16 protein-coding genes are annotated in these 16,810 nt (G+C 66.6%); 8 read left to right on the plus strand and 8 right to left on the minus strand.

Annotated elements, in window-relative coordinates; translation table 11 throughout:
- Positions 1-50: 50 nt before the first annotated feature.
- From ACTZWT_RS10045 to ACTZWT_RS10055, 3 genes are all read left to right on the plus strand, one after another.
- Positions 51-470, plus strand: a complete 420-nt coding sequence (locus ACTZWT_RS10045) for a MucR family transcriptional regulator (RefSeq protein ID WP_444769527.1) — start codon at positions 51-53, stop codon at positions 468-470.
- Positions 471-1,399: 929 nt separating this feature from the next.
- On the plus strand, positions 1,400-3,124 hold the full coding sequence (locus tag ACTZWT_RS10050; protein ID WP_444769528.1) for a hypothetical protein: 1,725 nt from the start codon (positions 1,400-1,402) through the stop codon (positions 3,122-3,124).
- A gap of 334 nt (positions 3,125-3,458) precedes the next feature.
- Positions 3,459-4,055, plus strand: coding sequence for a DUF6456 domain-containing protein (locus tag ACTZWT_RS10055; RefSeq protein WP_444769529.1), 597 nt, complete (start codon positions 3,459-3,461; stop codon positions 4,053-4,055).
- A 318-nt stretch (positions 4,056-4,373) separates the two neighbouring features.
- On the opposite strand, the gene ACTZWT_RS10060 is transcribed toward ACTZWT_RS10055, so the two are convergent.
- Together ACTZWT_RS10060 and ACTZWT_RS10065 are read right to left on the minus strand one after the other, a co-directional pair.
- Positions 4,374-4,802 carry a SufE family protein gene (locus ACTZWT_RS10060; RefSeq protein WP_444769894.1) on the minus strand — a complete coding sequence of 143 codons (429 nt, stop codon included), beginning with the start codon at positions 4,800-4,802 and terminating at the stop codon, positions 4,374-4,376.
- A 130-nt stretch (positions 4,803-4,932) separates the two neighbouring features.
- A complete protein-coding gene (locus ACTZWT_RS10065; protein ID WP_444769530.1) occupies positions 4,933-5,337 on the minus strand; it encodes a DUF5330 domain-containing protein in 405 nt (134 codons plus the stop codon).
- Positions 5,338-5,738: 401 nt separating this feature from the next.
- Between ACTZWT_RS10065 and ACTZWT_RS10070 the strand changes: the two genes are divergently transcribed.
- Genes ACTZWT_RS10070 through ACTZWT_RS10080 form a run of 3 tightly spaced genes read left to right on the plus strand, consistent with a single transcriptional unit; the run spans position 5,739 to position 8,809 of the window.
- Positions 5,739-7,559: a PAS domain-containing sensor histidine kinase gene (locus ACTZWT_RS10070; RefSeq protein ID WP_444769531.1), complete on the plus strand. Its 1,821-nt coding sequence runs from the start codon at positions 5,739-5,741 to the stop codon at positions 7,557-7,559.
- Entirely contained in the window at positions 7,552-8,418 is an 867-nt protein-coding gene (locus ACTZWT_RS10075; protein WP_444769532.1) for a peptidoglycan-binding domain-containing protein, read from the plus strand. The genes ACTZWT_RS10070 and ACTZWT_RS10075 overlap by 8 nt, the downstream gene beginning before the upstream one ends.
- A gap of 43 nt (positions 8,419-8,461) precedes the next feature.
- Positions 8,462-8,809: a DUF1491 family protein gene (locus ACTZWT_RS10080; RefSeq protein ID WP_444769533.1), complete on the plus strand. Its 348-nt coding sequence runs from the start codon at positions 8,462-8,464 to the stop codon at positions 8,807-8,809.
- 166 nt (positions 8,810-8,975) lie between these two features.
- Here ACTZWT_RS10080 and ACTZWT_RS10085 read toward each other — a convergent pair whose 3' ends face one another.
- The 3 genes from ACTZWT_RS10085 to ACTZWT_RS10095 all read right to left on the minus strand — a co-directional run bounded on the left by ACTZWT_RS10085 (position 8,976) and on the right by ACTZWT_RS10095 (position 11,749).
- Positions 8,976-9,950 carry a DUF2336 domain-containing protein gene (locus ACTZWT_RS10085; protein ID WP_444769534.1) on the minus strand — a complete coding sequence of 325 codons (975 nt, stop codon included), beginning with the start codon at positions 9,948-9,950 and terminating at the stop codon, positions 8,976-8,978.
- Between the two features lie 151 nt (positions 9,951-10,101).
- Positions 10,102-11,145 (minus strand): polysaccharide deacetylase family protein, encoded by a 1,044-nt coding sequence (locus ACTZWT_RS10090; RefSeq protein WP_444769535.1) that lies wholly within the window; start codon positions 11,143-11,145, stop codon positions 10,102-10,104.
- Positions 11,146-11,224: 79 nt separating this feature from the next.
- A complete protein-coding gene (locus tag ACTZWT_RS10095) occupies positions 11,225-11,749 on the minus strand; it encodes a hypothetical protein (protein WP_444769536.1) in 525 nt (174 codons plus the stop codon).
- Positions 11,750-11,922: 173 nt separating this feature from the next.
- Between ACTZWT_RS10095 and ACTZWT_RS10100 the strand changes: the two genes are divergently transcribed.
- Positions 11,923-12,123 carry a hypothetical protein gene (locus tag ACTZWT_RS10100; RefSeq protein WP_444769537.1) on the plus strand — a complete coding sequence of 67 codons (201 nt, stop codon included), beginning with the start codon at positions 11,923-11,925 and terminating at the stop codon, positions 12,121-12,123.
- A gap of 14 nt (positions 12,124-12,137) precedes the next feature.
- Entirely contained in the window at positions 12,138-12,914 is a 777-nt protein-coding gene (locus tag ACTZWT_RS10105; RefSeq protein ID WP_444769538.1) for a hypothetical protein, read from the plus strand.
- Between the two features lie 239 nt (positions 12,915-13,153).
- Here the strand turns inward: ACTZWT_RS10105 and ACTZWT_RS10110 are convergent, their stop codons facing one another.
- From ACTZWT_RS10110 to ACTZWT_RS10120, 3 genes are read right to left on the minus strand one after another with little or no spacing between them, the layout of a single operon-like run.
- On the minus strand, positions 13,154-13,717 hold the full coding sequence (locus tag ACTZWT_RS10110; RefSeq protein WP_444769539.1) for a DUF1254 domain-containing protein: 564 nt from the start codon (positions 13,715-13,717) through the stop codon (positions 13,154-13,156).
- The gene (locus ACTZWT_RS10115; protein ID WP_444769540.1) at positions 13,714-14,292 is read right to left on the minus strand and encodes a DUF1214 domain-containing protein; all 579 of its coding nucleotides are present in this window, start codon (positions 14,290-14,292) and stop codon (positions 13,714-13,716) included. The genes ACTZWT_RS10110 and ACTZWT_RS10115 overlap by 4 nt, the downstream gene beginning before the upstream one ends.
- Positions 14,293-14,323: 31 nt before the next feature.
- The gene (locus ACTZWT_RS10120; RefSeq protein WP_444769541.1) at positions 14,324-16,588 is read right to left on the minus strand and encodes a transglycosylase domain-containing protein; all 2,265 of its coding nucleotides are present in this window, start codon (positions 16,586-16,588) and stop codon (positions 14,324-14,326) included.
- Between the last annotated feature and the right edge of the window lie 222 nt (positions 16,589-16,810).

Raw genomic sequence — 16,810 nt, forward strand, 5'->3', positions numbered from 1 at the left:
GCGAGGCGCGGAGCACCCGCGGCCGGCCATCAGCAATTGGACAAACCTTGATGAGCGACGCCGCGGGCAAGAGCTTGATCGAACTGACCGCGACCATCGTGTCGGCCTATGTCAGCAACAATCCGACGCCGGCGGGCGATGTTCCGGGCCTGCTCGGGCAGGTGCACGCCGCCCTGCAGCGGCTGTCGAGCGGCCGCGCGGAAGCGCCGGCGCTGGAGCCGGCCAAGCCCGCGGTTCCGCTGAAGAAGTCGATGACGCCGGAATATCTGATCTGTCTCGAGGACGGCAAACGCTTCAAGTCGCTGAAGCGGCACCTGCGCACGCAGTACAAGATGACCCCCGAGCAGTACCGCGAGAAATGGGGCCTGCCGGCCGACTACCCGATGGTCGCGCCGAACTACGCGGTCGAGCGCTCGCAACTCGCCAAGAAGATGGGCCTCGGACAACAGCGGCGTCGGCGCAGCAAGTAAGCGGGAGTAGGGACCGCGACGAATGTCGTCGACGCGGGTCCGCTCGAACTCCTGCCGACCGGTGAAATGCCACCGCGGCCTCTCCGTCAGCGGCACGTAATCCCGTTGCAGCACCGGACGAACGTTGCGACGTCGCCCGACCGATAGTTGATGATCCGGCCTTCGGCGCCAGAGACGCGATCATCGTGTTGGCTAACTCTTGGCCAATTGCTTCTTGACGATGCTTCCGCGGTGCAAGGTCGCAGGTGACGCGTCGGCTGATGCAAACGTCACCTTCGCCAACCCGCACAACTCAGTGCCAAACGTTAGATCTCAGGTCATGGGATCCGGGGCAACTTCTGTGATCTCTTCCGCTGGTATTGGCAATGTCACCGCGACCGGCTTCGCTCCCGGTTCCCGGTTCTCCAATGGCTTTGTCGGTCGCGCCGCAGAATATACCTTCTGGCAGACGTCGGGTCGGTCGATTTACCCCGTGGCGGCTGGCAATACCGTTCCGCAAAAGCCTGCCTTCGAGAATGGGGTCATGTAGCCCAGTTCAGCGGGGTGCAAGTGTGGAGTGCGAAGCCCCTGATAGCCGTTCGGCTTTGATCCACTCGGCATCCGCGATCTCGCGCCAGTCGATGTCGTAGTCCATCTTTCTCCAAAATTTCCGCATCAACGGTACTCAGTTGGGTTGTCCATGCGTTGCGGGAATGCAACGCACAGTATATGCAACGCCGAGAGATTTTGGATATTTTTTGGGAATGATTTTTATGCAGGGTGTTACTTCGATCTCCTTGATCGCGCCGGCTTCGTCACGATGAAAAGCCAAAACCGCGCAGCGCGCACAGTACGGTGTATTACACTCGCGTTAGGTAGTTAGCGACCTCGGGCCACTTTCGCGCTCGTGTTGTGGCATGCGACATCATTCACGTAGTTTGGAATGCACTATGTCAACGTTTGCTGCTGAGGTCGATTTTGGCCGACGAAGTTTCGCGCTGTTCTTTTCTCTCGTTTTGATCTGCGCGGCCGTCCTGCTCTCGCCGTTTCAAGCCCTCACCGGCGATGAGCCTCGCTATCTGATGTACGCGACGGCAGCTCTCGACGGCAGATTCACAATGGCACTTCCAGAGTGGAGCGATCTGCATATGCGCGCGACTGGCGTCGCGGCCAACTGGTTGCCTGTTCCGCCCGGAACGCCCCTGTTCAATTCCGTTTACGTGCCCGCCGTCCTGTCCCCGGTCGCGAGTGTTTTCGGACTTGCAGGCCTGCGCGCTTGTTCGTTGCTGGTGGGGTTATTCGGACTGCTGTGCCTGTTTCGTATTTGCGCCCGCGCTGCCGAGGATCGGGCGGCACTGATTGCGGTGGCTTTGGCGGGACTGTCCATTCCGCTGCTGCCCTACTTGCATCTCTTCTACATGGAGTCGTTCCTTTTCGCGGCGGTGTGCTGCGCGTGGGATCGGCTGCAGACTCCTTCGAGGACGACTGGCGGTCACGCGCTCACGGCTGCGATCCTGATGGCGATCCCGTTCATTCAGATGCGCGGGTGCGTCGTGGCCGCCGCTCTGTTCCTCTGGCTGCTTTGGCAGCTTTACCAGCAGGGCAAGCGGTCACTTGTCGTGTATATGCTTTTGGCGGCGTCGCTAGCCGGCGCAATTTTCTTTGCACTGAATATCGCCATCTATGGCGGGATCTTCGGACCCGTTCTTACGGTGCGGCCGATGCCGCCCTCGGCGTGGTACTCCGTGATCTCGATGCAGCTTTTCAACGTCAGGCACGGCCTGATCGTTTACGCTCCAGTTTGGCTGCTCGGTTATGTCGGGCTGATCGTGGGTGCGTGGAAGGGCATCAACGGATCGAGGCAAGGGCTGGCGCTGGCGGTGATTGCGGCGATTACTGGAATGGGTATCAACCCCGGCGAATGCTGGCCGGCGCGGTTCTGGATACTCTCGATCCCGATGCTGACGGTGGGATTGACGATCGTGATCGAGTGTGGCCGATCAGTCCTGCAGCGGGTGGTTCTCGTCGCGCTGACAGTGGCGACGCTGGCGAATACGGTCGTGTTCATCGCGGCTCCGAACGCGATGCTCAATAACCGGCAGGCCCCCATCACTTGGCAGGCGATGTTCGACGCTGTCGGCCATTTCCATCCCGGCCTGCTCATCCCGGTGGAAGTGACCGACGCAACGACGAGCCGCGCGATTGCATTTTGGATGATCGGCTCCGCCGGACTTATTCTTCTGATGGCTATTTCGTTGCTGAAGAACAATCGAATCTCCGCGGCCCTGGCTGGCTTGATCCTGGTCGCGTTTGTGGACCTCACGCGGGTCGAAGCCGTGGCCCCCAAAGACTACGTCATGACCACCCGGCCGGATGGGTTCACGCTGAATTTTGAAGGCGTCAGCGACGTTCGCTACGTGCAGTTTGGCAATCTGATCGAAACCTGGTGGGTTCCGCCGTGGCCTTTGTTAACAGTCGAAACGTCTGCACCGGGCGTCATCCAACGTGAAGCAATCGCTGCCAACCAGACGCTCCGGACACGCTACGTCGGAGACGTCAACTCGATGTCTGTGACGAGTGATGGAGGTCTCGACGTCATCGCGAAGGTGCGGGACAGGTTGGTGGTTTACCGCTCGACATCCCTGATCCGCTGGATCGCCAACCATTTCGCCTAGGCACACCTAGCGCCGCAGCCTTCCGGAAGGGGTGACATTTGAAGTTGCCACGCTGCCCATTTGAAATGGCCAATTGCATGTTCGCGCTTCGCCCGCCCCGGAATGACGAATCTGGGGGCTTGCCCGGCGAGGAAAAAAGTCCGATAATTTGTGGGCGGGGGATTGCGGCGCCGGTCTAATGAGAATATATTCCTTTCATGGATATTCTCGAAGAGGTCGGCACCATGTTGATTGCGATTCTGCGGCGGAACTCCGCCTCCGCCTCCCCCCCCGCTCCCACTTCTGTTCCGTGCGCCAGCGCTCCGGCGGTTTCCCGACGCAAGGGAGCCGCACGATGAAGCGCCGCAGCCGCCATGCGAGTACGCGCGACGCCGGCAAGGCGGAGATCGATGCGTTCCGCGCCCAGCATCTGACGCTGGCGGAGCGCGCCATCATGACCGACGACGGCCTGGCCTGCGTCACCATCGACGACGGCGAAAGCCCGCTGGCGTGGCTGGCGCGGCGCAAGGGCCGCGACGGCCGCAGCCTGATCAGCAATCACCAGTTCGTCGCCGGCGAGCGGCTGCGCGCCGATTTCACCCGCGGCCAGCTGACGCCGCGGGTGACCTCGAGCTGGGCCGCGCCGACCGGTGGCGGCGGCGGGGCCGGCGAGATGACCGATCTGGTGGTGGCGTCGCGCCAGCGCGTGCAGCACGCGGTGGAGGCCTGCGGGCCGGAATTTGCCGGCATCCTGCTCGACGTCTGCTGCTTCCTGCGCGGGCTCGAGGACGTCGAGCGCGAACGCGGCTGGCCGGCGCGCTCGGCCAAGGTGGTGCTGCAGCTCGCGCTCGATCGCCTGGCGCGGCACTACGGCCTCGCGCCGCCGTCCGGGACGGCGCGGCCGAAGCTGCGGAGCTGGCTGGCCGAGGGGGCGGAGTTCGTGGTTGGGTAGCGCGCCCCCGAGCAAATACGGCCTATGAAATCAGGCACTTTCGCTTCAACTCGTCATGCCCGGCGTTGTGCCGGACATCCACGTTCTGCAGCGGAAGCTGCAAGCAAGGCGTGGATGGCCGGGACAAGCCCGGCCATGACGGCGTGAATTGCGAATTAAGCGACCGATTCTGCTGCCTGCATTTTCGGTCCGTGCATATGGATTCCGGGTTCGCGCGGAGCCTGTCATCGGGCCGGCCGAAGGCCGGACCCGGTGGCGCGCCCCGGAATGACGAACGCGGGTTCACTGCGACACGTCGAAACCAAGCCGCTTTGCGGATCAGCTCGACGCCGCCAGTGTCGCGTGGGCGTCGGCCTTGATGCGTTCGATCATCGCGCGCAGCCCGTTGGAGCGCTGCGGCGTCAAATGCTCGCGGAAGCCGAGTTCGTCGAACACCGCGATCGGCTCGGCCGCCAGAATCTGTTTCGGCGTGCGGCCCGACACCATCGACAGCAGGATCGCGATCAGCCCGCGCACGATGTGGGCGTCGCTGTCGCCGAGATAGTTCAGCACCGGCTCGTTGTCGGCGTTGTGTGTCAGCCGGCGCGACAGCCAGACCTGGCTGGCGCAGCCATTGACCTTGTTGGCCGTGGAGTGCTCGTCCTCGGGCATCGGATCGAGCATCCGGCCGAGTTCGATCACGTAGCGATAACGATCGTCCCAATCGTCCAGCAGCGCGAAATTGTCCCGGATTTCGTCGATCGTCATCATGACCCGTATCTGTTCGTCGCGGCCCGCAGCGGACCTCGTCGTACAGATATATGGTATTGCGACCGCTCGAAAGCGATATCGGCGGCGGCCGTCTGAAAGGCCGTCGTCTGAAAGTCGGAACGCGGCGTCAGTTCGTGGTGGTGTCCGCGCCGGGCGGGCGCCATTCGACCTGCAGGTCGCCGGGGGTCAGCGTATCGCGCGGCGCAATGCCGGTCGCGATATCGTCGCCGCCTTCGACGTCGTCGATCGATCCGGTCTCGTCGCTCGAGCGCTTGTCGATGATGATCCGGTAGATCTTGCGCGCGCCCTCCTGCGCGCGATGGCCGATCACGCTGGCGGCGTGTTCGCCGATCTCGCAGGCGGCCGGCTGGCGCTTGCAGAATTGACTGAAATCCGACACCGCCGCGCTCGCGGCCGACACCGCTTCGGACGCGCCGACCTGCGGCAGGTTTTCGGACTCCGGCGTCTGCTCCCGCGGCAGCAGCACCAGAACGAGCCCGAGCCAGAACGTCAATCGAAGCAGAAAAAACATCTCGCGACCCCGTCGTCCAATTCCCGTTGCGATTGTCCTCGCAATCGAATCCTTCCCTAGCTTTCGCCGATGAATCCGGAGTGTTTTGGTTACTTACAATTCGAGGAAAATCGGTAAAGACCAAGCGGCGAAGCGATTCGGCGTAAATATTCGATTGATGGAACTCGGGTTTCGGGATCACACGATTTGCGCGTCCACCAATTCGAAACCATATCGCCGCCGGTTTCGAAACGATGCATTCACCATCCGTGCCGAATGCGGCGACGAACGCCGCGCAAATCCGGCGACGCCGCGCGGTGTTGGTTTGCCTTAGCGTTCGTTTAAGGTCGCTCTGACACGTTGAGCCAACCAGAAGCGGGAGAACTACCTCCCGCCATGAGGCGATAGCGAGCGCGGCCGGCGTGGCAATATCTAAAATCATCAGCGACAGTCTCGATGCATTGCTGCATCCGTCGGCGCGATTCGACGCGCTGGCAAGCGCGCGGCATCGCGCCTTCATCGCGCCGCGCCTGCTCGGCAGCCTCGCTGCATTCGCCGCGTTTCCGATCTACCTCGCGATGCGCGGCGCGCCGACCGCGCTCGAGGCGCTCGCCTTCGCCTGGCTGATCGCGCCGATTCTGCTGTCGTGGTTCCTGTCGCGCACCGGCCGCTACGAAAGCGCGCATGTGCTGTCGTCGCTGTCGCTGACGAGCCTGATCCTGGTGATCGCCTCGCTCACCGGCGGGATCGCGTCGTTCGCCGCGATCTGGTTGATCCTGGTGCCGCTCGAATCGGCATTGTCGGCGTCGCGCCGCGTCGTCACCTTTGCGGCGATGCTGGCGCTCGGCGCCGCGGCGGCGCTGATCGCGATGGGCCAGTTCGGCTGGCTGCCCGCGGCGCCGGCCGGCGACCTGTCGCACGCCGCGCTGATGGCGGTCAGCGTCGCGTCGGCGACGCTCTACGCGGCCGGCCTCGCATTCGGATCCGAATCCCTGACGCGTACCAGCGACACGCTGCTCAGCGTCGAGGAGGAGCGCTACCGGCTGCTCGCCCGGCATATGAGCGACGTCATCTCGCGCCACGGCCGCAACGGCGCGGTGCAGTTCATTTCGCCGGCGGTGGAAGCGCTGATCGGCGTGCCGGCGTCGTCTCTGTCCGGGCACGGGCTGTTCGATCGCGTCCATGTCGCCGACCGTCCGGCCTATCTGAAGGCGCTGTCGGACGCCGGCCGCGGCGGCGAGGCGCGCAGCGTCGAGTTCCGCGTTCGCCGCGAGGTGGCGCGCGACGATCGCGGCCGGCCGAGCGCGCCGGAATTCATCTGGCTGGAGATGCGGTGCCGGCCGTTCGAGGCGGGGGCCGTGCGCGCGGCGGGCGAGGCCGACGTGGTCGCGGTGATGCGCGACGTCACGGACCGCAAGCAGCAGGAGCAGGCGCTGGAGGAGGCGCGCGCCGAGGCCGGCCGCGCCGACGCCACCAAGAGCCGCTTCCTCGCCACCATGAGTCACGAATTGCGTACGCCGCTGAACGCGGTGATCGGCTTCTCCGACATGATCCTGCACGAGGACGAGCTGATGCTCGCGCCCGAGCGACGCAAGGAATATGCGCAGCTCATCAACGATTCCGGCCAGCATCTGCTGTCGGTGGTCAACGGCATCCTCGACATGTCGAAGATCGAGTCCGGCAATTTCGAGATCGCGCCGGAGCCGTTCGCGCCGCGACCGGCGCTGCTGAATTGCTGCAACCTGCTGGCGCTGAAAGCGCGCGAGAACGGCATCGACCTGGTGACGCGCGCGCCGGAAAACCTGCCGGAGATCGTCGGCGATCCGCGCGCGTTCAAGCAGATCCTGCTCAACCTGGTGTCGAACGCGATCAAGTTCACCGAGCGCGGCGGCACCGTGTCGGTCGACGCCGCGGTGGAAGGCGCGCGGCTGGTGCTGCGCGTCAGCGACACCGGCGTCGGAATCGCGGCGGAGGATCTGAAGCGGATCGGCGATCCGTTCTTTCAGGCCGGCAAGACCTATCAGCGCCGTCACGAAGGCACCGGCCTCGGCCTGTCGATCGTCAAGAGCCTGGTCGGATTGCACGGCGGCGACATCGAGGTGAAGAGCGAGGTTGATCTCGGCACGACCGTCACGGTATCGCTGCCGCTGGCGCAGCCGGTGCCCAACAACGTCACGCCGCTCGCGCCGCCGCAGCCGCCCGAGCCGAAACTGCCAGACTATCAGGTGAAGAAGAGTGCCTAAGACCCGGAAGGACGACGACGCGCCGCGGCGACGCCGTGGCGCCGCTGCGGCCGTCGTCGCGGACAGCGACGAGCGGAGCTTTGCGATGCGCCTGTTGACGCGCAGCCCGAAGGACGTCGTCGCCGCGATGTTCGCGACCGCCGCGGTGATCGCCATCGTCTCCAATGCGATGTTCATGCAGGCCGGCCATCACCCGTCGCCGATGTTCGGGCGCAGCGTGGCCGCGTCGTCCTCGGTGTCGGTGGTGACGCTGCCGCGTCCGCGCCCGGTCGATACGCGCGCCGAGAGCAAGGCGTTCGACGCCGCACTGCTGGAGCCGACCGCCACCGGCGTGAAGGCCGCCGAGCCGAAGCCGGCCGAATCCAGAGCGGCCGAGCCGAAACACATCGAGATCAGGCCCGCCGAGACTCGCCCCGCCGAGTCTCGTCCCGCGGAGACCCGCCCCGCGGAGGCCAAGCGCGCCGATCCGCATCCGCGCGTTCGCGCCGCCGATGCCGATCCGAACGATCCGCTCGGCCATCTCGTGCGCACCACCGCGCCGTCCCGCACTGCCTCGGCGCCGGCAACGGCTGCTGCGCCGTCCGCGGCGCCCGGCGTGCCGCGTCCGCCGGCGGGAATTCCGACCGCGTCGCGCGATCCGCTCGGCGACATGATCACATCGTCGCGGCGCGTCGCGTCGGTGCAGCGCGCGCTGACCCAATACGGCTACGGCCAGCTCAAGCCGACCGGCACCGTCGGCTCCGACACCCAGGCCGCGATCCAGCGCTTCGAGCGCGCGCGCCGCCTGCCGGTCACGGGGCAGATCTCGGAGCGGCTGATCCGCGAGCTCGGCGTGGTGACCGGTCGCCCGATCGAGTAGCTTGCTCTGGCTTTGCGGCGGCCGGCGGCCTACACCTCACGCCATGAGACTCAAGAGTGCAATCTGGGTGTCGGCCTATCTGCGCCGCTGCCAGTCCGAGGGCGTGTTCGGCGCGGTGAGCCGGCGCGGCGCCGAGGAGGCGGGCGCGGTGTTCGTCAAGGTGGTGCTGCCGGACCGCACCGCGATGCTGTACGCGCCGGCGCCGCAGACCGCCTATGACGACGACCGGCCGTTCGAGCGCGTGTTCATGCCGGTGTCGACGGAGCCGCAGCCCGAAGCCGCGGTCGACGAGCGGCTCGCCAGGGAAATCCGGTTCGATCCCGACGTCTGGATCATCGAGACCGAAGACCGCGCCGGGCGGCACTTTCTCGATCTCGTCAAATCGGGCTGATCCGTCAGACTTGGTAAGCGTCATCCTGAGGTGCTGCAAAGGTCCGTGTACGGACCTTTGCAGCCTCGAAGGATCGGCCGCACGGACTCGTGCTCATCCTTCGAGGCTCGCTGCGCTCGCACCTCAGGATGACGCCCCGGAAGCAGGTCGCGCTATATGCCCGCTGCTACGAGCGATCGGTGCCGGTGCGGGACGGCAGGGCCGAGCCGGGCTGCACCGCCGGGCGGCCGCTCTGCGGGGTGGCGGCGCGGGCGCGGTGGCGTTCGTCGTCGTACAGCGTCGCGCGATATTTGGCGCGCGCCGACGCCACGGTCGCGCCGCGCCAGGCCGCCAGCATGATCAGCGCGGTGCGCTCCTCGAGACGATCATACAGCCGCGACAGGCGATAGACCCGGTCGACCGACGCGCCGAGCTCGGGATCGAGAAACATCAGCACCTGCTCGAACACCGGCCCGGGCATCCCCAGCGCCTTCATCGCGCAGGCCAGCGGCTCGCCGCCCTGGTCGGACACCACGCGCTCGGCGGCGCTGCCCGACAGGATCAGCGCATCGCCGAGTTCGCGGGTGAAATTCTCGGCGTCCGACGCATAGGCCGCCATGTGCAGCGTCGCGATCGCGCGCGCCGCCCGCGGCGGAGCGATGCGGGCGGCCGGGCGCAGCGGCGCGTCGGCGAGATTGTGCAGGATCAGAGCGCGCTCGCGCGTGGTGGCGGCGAAGAACATCTCGTCGAGCTTGGCGGCGTCGTCGGGCTGCATCGGCAGGCTCGACGCGCGCTGCTCGGCCTCGGTCGGCGGTCGCTGCGGCCGGGCCGGGGACGCGGGCGGATCAGCCGCGATCGTTGCGGCCTGCGGCGCGCGCGGCGCGGGCGAAGGGCGCAGCGCCAGCCGCATCGCAACCGCCGGCGGCGTATGCGGATAGATCGACAGCCGCGCGCGCACCGCCGCGCGGGTCGCGTCGTCGACCTGGTCGATCAGCCGCGACGTCAGCTCGACGAACTGCTGCTCTTCCTCGCGGGTGTGCGAGGCGCTCTGCACATACAGATCGGTCAGCACCCGCAGCAGCGTCGGACGGATGTCGACGCCCTCGCGATGCGAGAGAGCCATCAGTCCGTCGAAACCGGGAAAGGGTGCTTGTTGGGTCATGGCGTCGCAAAGCTGGACAACTCCGCCGAACCTAGCGGGGCGGGTTTAATGGCGCGTTAAGTAAAAGGCTTCCTTAACACCGATGAAGCTGGCCCAAACGCAAAGGCGCAGCGGTGTCGCCGCTGCGCCCGGCATTGCCTCGCCGCGGCGATTACTTGACGGTGCGGATCACACTCGCGATCGGCCGCGCATTGCTCGCGGTCGGCTGCGCGGGAGCGACCTGCGCGTCGTATTCCGGCAGCGTCGCGAGCTTGTCCCTGGCGGTGATGAACACGATCCTGTAGCCGCCGGCCTTGAGCTCGGCGAGCAGTTGCGGCAGCGCTTCGGCGGTGCTCTTCTGGAAGTCGTGCATCAGCAGGATGCCCTTGCCGGTCTTCTTCAGCTTGGTCATCACCGCGGTGATCAGTTGCTCCGGCTTGTGGATGCGGAAGTCCTCGCTGTCGACGTCGATCGAAAACGTCGCGACGTTGCGCTCGCCGAGATAGGCCTTGAGCTCGGCGGTCTGCCGCAACTGCGGAAAGCGGAAGAACGGCGAGATCGGCTGACCGGCCGCGAGCGTCACGCCGCTGATGCCTTTTTCGATCTCGGTCCTCGCCTCGGCGAACGGCTTGCCGGCGAGATTGACGTGCGACCAGGTGTGCGAGCCGACGGTGTGGCCGGCGGCGATCACCTGCCTGAGGATCGCCGGATGCCAGCTCGCATGCTTGCCGATCGGGAAGAACACCGCCTTGACGCACTCCGCCGCCAGCGCGTTCAGCACGGCGGGCGTGTTCACCGGCCACGGGCCGTCGTCGAAGGTCAGTGCGACCTCGCCGGGCTGCAGGAAGTCGTAGTCGCGATATTGCGACATGCCGAGGCCCGGCCCGCCGGTGCTGTCGATCTCGACGGTGCGCGAGATGCCGAGCGCGTTGGGATTGCTGCAGGCCTGCTGCATCGGAGCCGGGGCGGGCGCCGGAGCCGGCGCGGGCATCGCCGCGGGCTCGCGGGCGACGACGGGTTGAACCGTCGGGGCCGGAGCCTTCGAGGTCTCGGCTGTCGGGGTCGGCCAGCGCGACGCGATCGCGCCGGTGGTGAGTTCCGAGGAGGCCGAAGCCGCCGGAGCGGTCGGAGCCGTGAAGTAAGCGCGCCCGGCGCCGAGGCCGACCAGCACCGCCAGGGCGCTGCACCCTGCCGTCAACATTGCAACTCTACGCATCCCGCAACTCCCGAGCCGATCACCGCCAACCGCGATCAACTTGCTCGGAAAATGGTTAAGCCGGGGTTCGTGCCGCCGACTAGCGACGCGTTTTCGTTCGCTTGCGGAGGGGTTTGTTCGCCTTGGCGCGGCTGCTGCTCCGCACCGCCGGCGGCTTGGAACGGACGGCGGGCCGCTCCGAAGCGTCGCCGGGCTGGGTGGAGGCGAACGACTGCCGCAGCCCGTCGATATTGTTGCCGATCTCGCCGACCTGTTCGGACAGTTTCCTGGTTTCGGCGCGCTGCGCGGAGACCAGCTGCTGGATCGTGTGCAACTGATCCTGGACCGCCTGCAACTGGTCGATCGACTCCTGCTGCGACATCGCCAGGCCCTTGGTCTTCTCCATGATCTGTTCGGAGGTCTGCACCACGCGGGCCTGGACCTGACGGCCGACCACGGCGGCGCGTTCGGTCTCCGGCGTCATGCCGGTCGCCACCCGCCACAGGAAGATGGCGCCGATGCCGGAAACGATCAGCACCAGGGCTGCCGCCGCAAACGCAATCGGCTGTGCGCCGATCGTCGCCATCGCGCGCGATCGGAAGTCTGACGGAGGAATCACGGTCATGGACGTTCAAAGCCTCGCGTCCGTGTGAAGTTCCCCACCCACAGGGATGAAATAGCACTTCGCCAGCGAGGGTTGCAACCGCTGATCGCCGCGCCATTAAGAGTGCGTTAACCATAACCCGACTTAATCACATCGCATCATGCCAAATCAGGAAGGGCTCCGAGAGGTCGAGAATGGGCACCATCATTGAATTTCCGACGGACGCGGCGTCGCGGAGGTCGGGCTCAACCATGGTCCTTCCGCCGGACCGTCCGGCGACGATCGTGATCCTGCCGGCGATCCGGATCGAGCGCCACGCCGAGACGCGTGACGACGACGGCCCGGAGCAGGGCGATGCGCCGCGCCGCCGCCGCCGTCGCCGCGCCCGTTCCTGAAGCCGGCCATTGCCATGCATGCGATCAGCCCTCCGGCCCCGATCCGGGGTGATCGCGCCCCGCTGCTCGGTCTGTTATCCGCGCTTGTCGCGCTGTCGCTGGGCGGCTGCGCCGGCGGCGATTTCGGCCGGACCCGCGGCGATTTCGTCAACGACGACATGCATCGCTGGATCGGCATCGAGGCCACCGGCAGCGTCGGCGCGCGGCCGTCCGACTTCCAGCTCACCGACGAAGAGCGCACGCTGCGCGACATGGCCTATCCGCTGATCGAGCCGCCGCGGCAGCGGCCGGCGTGGAAGACCGTGTTCGGCGACTATCAGCCGATCGCCGCACCCTGGCGGCAGGCGCCGCCGTTCGACCGCACCGCCTATGGCCGGATGCTGGTCGACGAGCCGCACCGCTCGCACACCTCGCGCTACTCCGCGCTCAGCGAAGACGTCCGCAACGATCTGACCCGGTTCGAGCCGTTCAAATTCACCGCGATGCGCGTGGTCGAACTCGACCGCAAGCGCAACGCGGCGCTGAAATACATCTCCGACCTGTCGCCGCGCGAGCGCGCCGACGCGATCGGCCGGATGGAGGAGAACGCGCTGATCGTGCAGTGGGTGCAGCAGAGCCTGCTGCGCCGCGTCTCGTCCTATCGCTGGGCGCTGGAGCGGCTGGTGATCATGGCCCCCGACACGCTCGCCGCCGACGCCGACCGCCTGATCGCCGAACTCGAAGCGCAGGCCGCCAATTTGTCGATTTCGGGCGGGCCGGCGAGAGGGCATGTGGTGGTGACGAAGGGGTGAGGACGGTGCTCGACGAGCTGTTTCGTCATTGCGAGCGCAGCGAAGCAATCCAGCGCCGAGTGTCGAAGCCCGGATTGCTTCGCTGCGCTCCTCGCAATGACGACGTGAGCCACCGTTGGGTGGGCAAGAGGCGCGCAGCGCAGTGCCCACGCGGAGTTCGCAACGGTTTATTCTTCGGAAATTGGTGGGCACGCTGCGCTTTGCCCACCCTACGGATAGGTCGCTACGAAGATAACTAACTACGACTTCGCCCCCGGCTCCGGCTGCAGCTTGCAGCTCGCCGAGCCCAGCGCGGCTCTCGCTTGCGGCATCATGCCGGGTTCGGAGGCGAGCGCTTTCATCACGATCAGGCCGGTGGTCGTCGGGGAGTCGATGATCAGGCGGTCGGCGGCGGTGACGTCTTCGTCTTCGGGCAGGTTGCCGTGCTGCTCGGCGGTCATCAGGTCGAGTTCGATCACCTTGCGGCCGGCGGAGCGATCGTTGATCGCGTAGTAGGCGACCTCGTTGCGGGTGTAGAACGACACCGCGGTGTAGGCCTGGCTGACCGGCACGGTCAGCTTCAGCGGGCCGTTGGTCAGATCGTAGCGGCAGATCGCGACGGCGAAGGCCGGGTCGAGGAACGGCAGCGGCGCCTGGTCGGGCAGCGCCTGCGGCAATTGCGAGACCTCGTTGACCCTGGTCAGCGGCGCCAGCCGCGCATAGGCGTCCTGGCTGGCGATCCGCGGCAGCGCCAGCACGCTGACGAGGTGGACGATGCCGCCGAGCACGATGCCGGCGATGACGGTGGCGATGAAGCGGATCATGGGCAGCCCACGGTGGCGATCGACGGCATCGGCGCGTCGCGCTGGGTGCGGGTGGCGACGCCGACCGGCGTATCGTACAGCCGCAGCACCAGCATGTAGCGCTCGACGCCGCCGGTCGGCAGCCAGTTGCCGGCGCGCGACCGCGCCGCGACGCGGATCCTGAACGCGCCGTCGGCGGCGCGCAGGATCTCCTGGCTGGTGAAGCCGTAGCGCTCGAGATTGTTGGCGACCAGATGGCCGCGCGGATCGTACAGCGTCAGCGTCCAGAACCGCGCCGGCGGGGTGACGCCGCTGACTTCGATGTCGCAGCGGCCGTCGAGCGGGCGCTTGGCGTCGTCGGCGGTGGCGGTGAAGGCGATGCCGTCGCCGGCGCCGATCGGCAGTTCGCCGCTGCGCGCGATCGCGGCGCGGGCGTAGGGGTCGACCTCGGCAGTGCCGGCGCGCGGCCGCGCGGTCCAGGCGCCGATCGTCAGCGTGCCGAAATCGGTGCCGCGCGTCGCCGTCATCCAGGTGGCGCCGACGCCGACGCCCGCTGCGATGATCAGCGCCAGGAGAGTGAAGAAGATCAGGCGCACGTTGCAACCGTCCTTGCGCTACAAGCGGCCGTCAGTTTTTGCGCGGCGCCGTCGCCGGCGCCCCGTTCGGCGTCGCCGCGGCGAAACTGTCCGGGAATCCGGCATCGGTCGACGACACCGGCTTGGCCGGCGGGGTCTTGTCCATCGCCTTGTCCATCGCCTTGGTCGCGTCGTCGAGCATCTTTTCGACTCGCACCAGAATATCGGCGCCGCGCCGCGTCAGCACCGGCGGCGGCGCCGGCTTGGCGACCTCGTCGGCGGCGCGCGCCGCGGCCTGCGCCGGCGATGCCGGCAGCCTTGTGCCCATGCCGACGCCGGCGAGTTCCTTGATCTCCACGCCCTGATGCGCCGCGATCATGATGTCGCGCCAGGTCTGCGCCGGCAGCGAGCCGCCGGTCATGCGGTTGGTCGGCGAGTAGTCGTCGTTGCCGTACCACACCGCGCAACTGAAGTTGCCGGTGTAGCCGACGAACCAGGCGTCGCGATAGGCGTTGGTGGTGCCGGTCTTGCCCGCGGTCGGAATGCCGTCGAGCGCTGCGCGGCGCGCGGTGCCCTCAGAGACGACGTGGCTCATCATGCCGGCCATGTCGGCGGCGACCGAGGCCGGGATCGCCTGCTTCTGCTTCGGCCCGTCGCGGTCGAACCGCCACACCAGATCGCCGGCGCCGGTGCGCACTTCGAGCACCGCATGCGGCGTCGGCGCCTTGCCCTTGTTCGGGAAGGTCGCATAGGCCACCGCGTGTTCGAGCACGGTGACTTCGGTCGAGCCGATCGGCAGCGACGGGGTGTCGATCAGCGGCGCCTTGATGCCGAAGCGGCGCGCGACCTCGATGATCTTGGCGCGGCCGGCCTTCGGCCCGGCCTTGCCGCCGAGCGTGATCGACAGCTTCACCGGGACGACGTTGATCGAGCGGGTGATCGCCTGCGTCAGCGTCACCGAACCCGAATAGGAGTGGCCGTAATTCTGCGGGCACCAGTTGCCGATGCAGACCGGGCCGTCGACGACGATCGAGGTCGGCTTGAAGCCGTTGAGCAGCGCGGTCGTATAGACATACGGCTTGAACGACGAGCCGGGCTGGCGATAGGCGTCGACCGCGCGGTTGAACTGGCTGGAGCCGTAGTCGCGGCCGCCGACCATGGCGCGGACGCCGCCGTCGAGATCGGACAGCACCGCCGCGGCCTGCGTCGCATGATAGTCGCGGCCGAACTGGCGGAGCTGGTTCTCGACCGCGGCCTCGGCGGCGCGCTGCACGTTCATGTCGATCGTGGTGCGCACCACGAAGACGCGCTCGGTGTAGGATTTCGGAAACGTCTCGACGATCTTGCGGACTTCCTCGAACGCCCAGTCGAGATAGTAGTTCGGCGAATTCTCGTCGCGGCGATCGACCACCGAGGCCGGATTGCGCCTTGCGCCGAACACCTGGCCCTCGGTCATGAAGCCGGCGTCGACCAGATTGTCGAGCACGACGTTGGCGCGGGCGCGCGCCGCCGGCAGGTTGATGTGCGGGGCGAATTTGGTCGGCGCCTTGAACAGCCCGGCCAGCATCGCGGCCTCGGCGAGGTTCACGTCGCGCACCGATTTGTTGAAGTAGAAATGCGCCGCACCGTCGGCGCCGAAGGTGCCGCCGCCCATATAGGCGCGATCGAGATAGAGCTTGAGGATCTCGTTCTTGGTCAGCCGGGTTTCCAGCCAGATCGCCAGAAACGCCTCGTTGACCTTGCGCTCCAGCGTGCGCTCGTTCGACAGGAACAGGTTCTTGGCGAGTTGCTGGGTGATCGAGGAGCCGCCCTGGCGCACGCCGCCGGCCTGCGCATTGGTGACCAGCGCGCGCGCGGTGCCGGCGACGTCGATGCCGAAATGATCGTAGAAGCGGCGGTCCTCGGTGGCGAGCGTCGCCTTGATCAGATTGTCGGGGAAGTCTTCGAGCGGGATCGAGTCGTTGTGCTTGATGCCGCGGTTGCCGATCGGATTGCCGTAGCGATCCAGAAAGCTGACGGCGAGATCGGATTTCTTCAGCCAGTCCTCGTCGCCGGTCTCGCGGAACGCCGGCTGCGCCAGCGCCAGCAGAATCACCAGGCCGCCGGCGCCCATCGTGGCGGCTTCCGACAGCGGCTCGATGAACACCCAGCGCTTCCAGTGACCGACATAGAAGCGGTCCATGAAGGTGGCGAAGCGCTCCCACAATTCGCGGATACCGGCGCCGGACGAGAACAGCGTCGAGTCGAGCCGCGCGTCGAGGTCCAGAAACCAGTTCCGGATCCGCTGCGTCCAATTGTCTGGCAGAATCTTCGGCACCGGTTTCGACCAATCGCCTCAACGGCGCCGGGCAGGCGCCTCAATCCGTCTTGCGGTAGTGTTACGGCAAACCCAAGGCGCGCGCCGCGGTCCTCGCGCGATCCCGGAGAATCCGCATTCTTGTAGCCGACCGTCGCCCATAAACCAATGGCCGCGCAGGGATTTTTCAATGAGACCGGGGCCCCTGCGGCGGTGTCTGTCGTGCCTATTGGGCGAAGCGCT

This window comes from Rhodopseudomonas sp. NSM, from assembly GCF_052445935.1.
In the GTDB taxonomy this organism is placed as follows: Bacteria; Pseudomonadota; Alphaproteobacteria; order Rhizobiales; family Xanthobacteraceae; genus Rhodopseudomonas.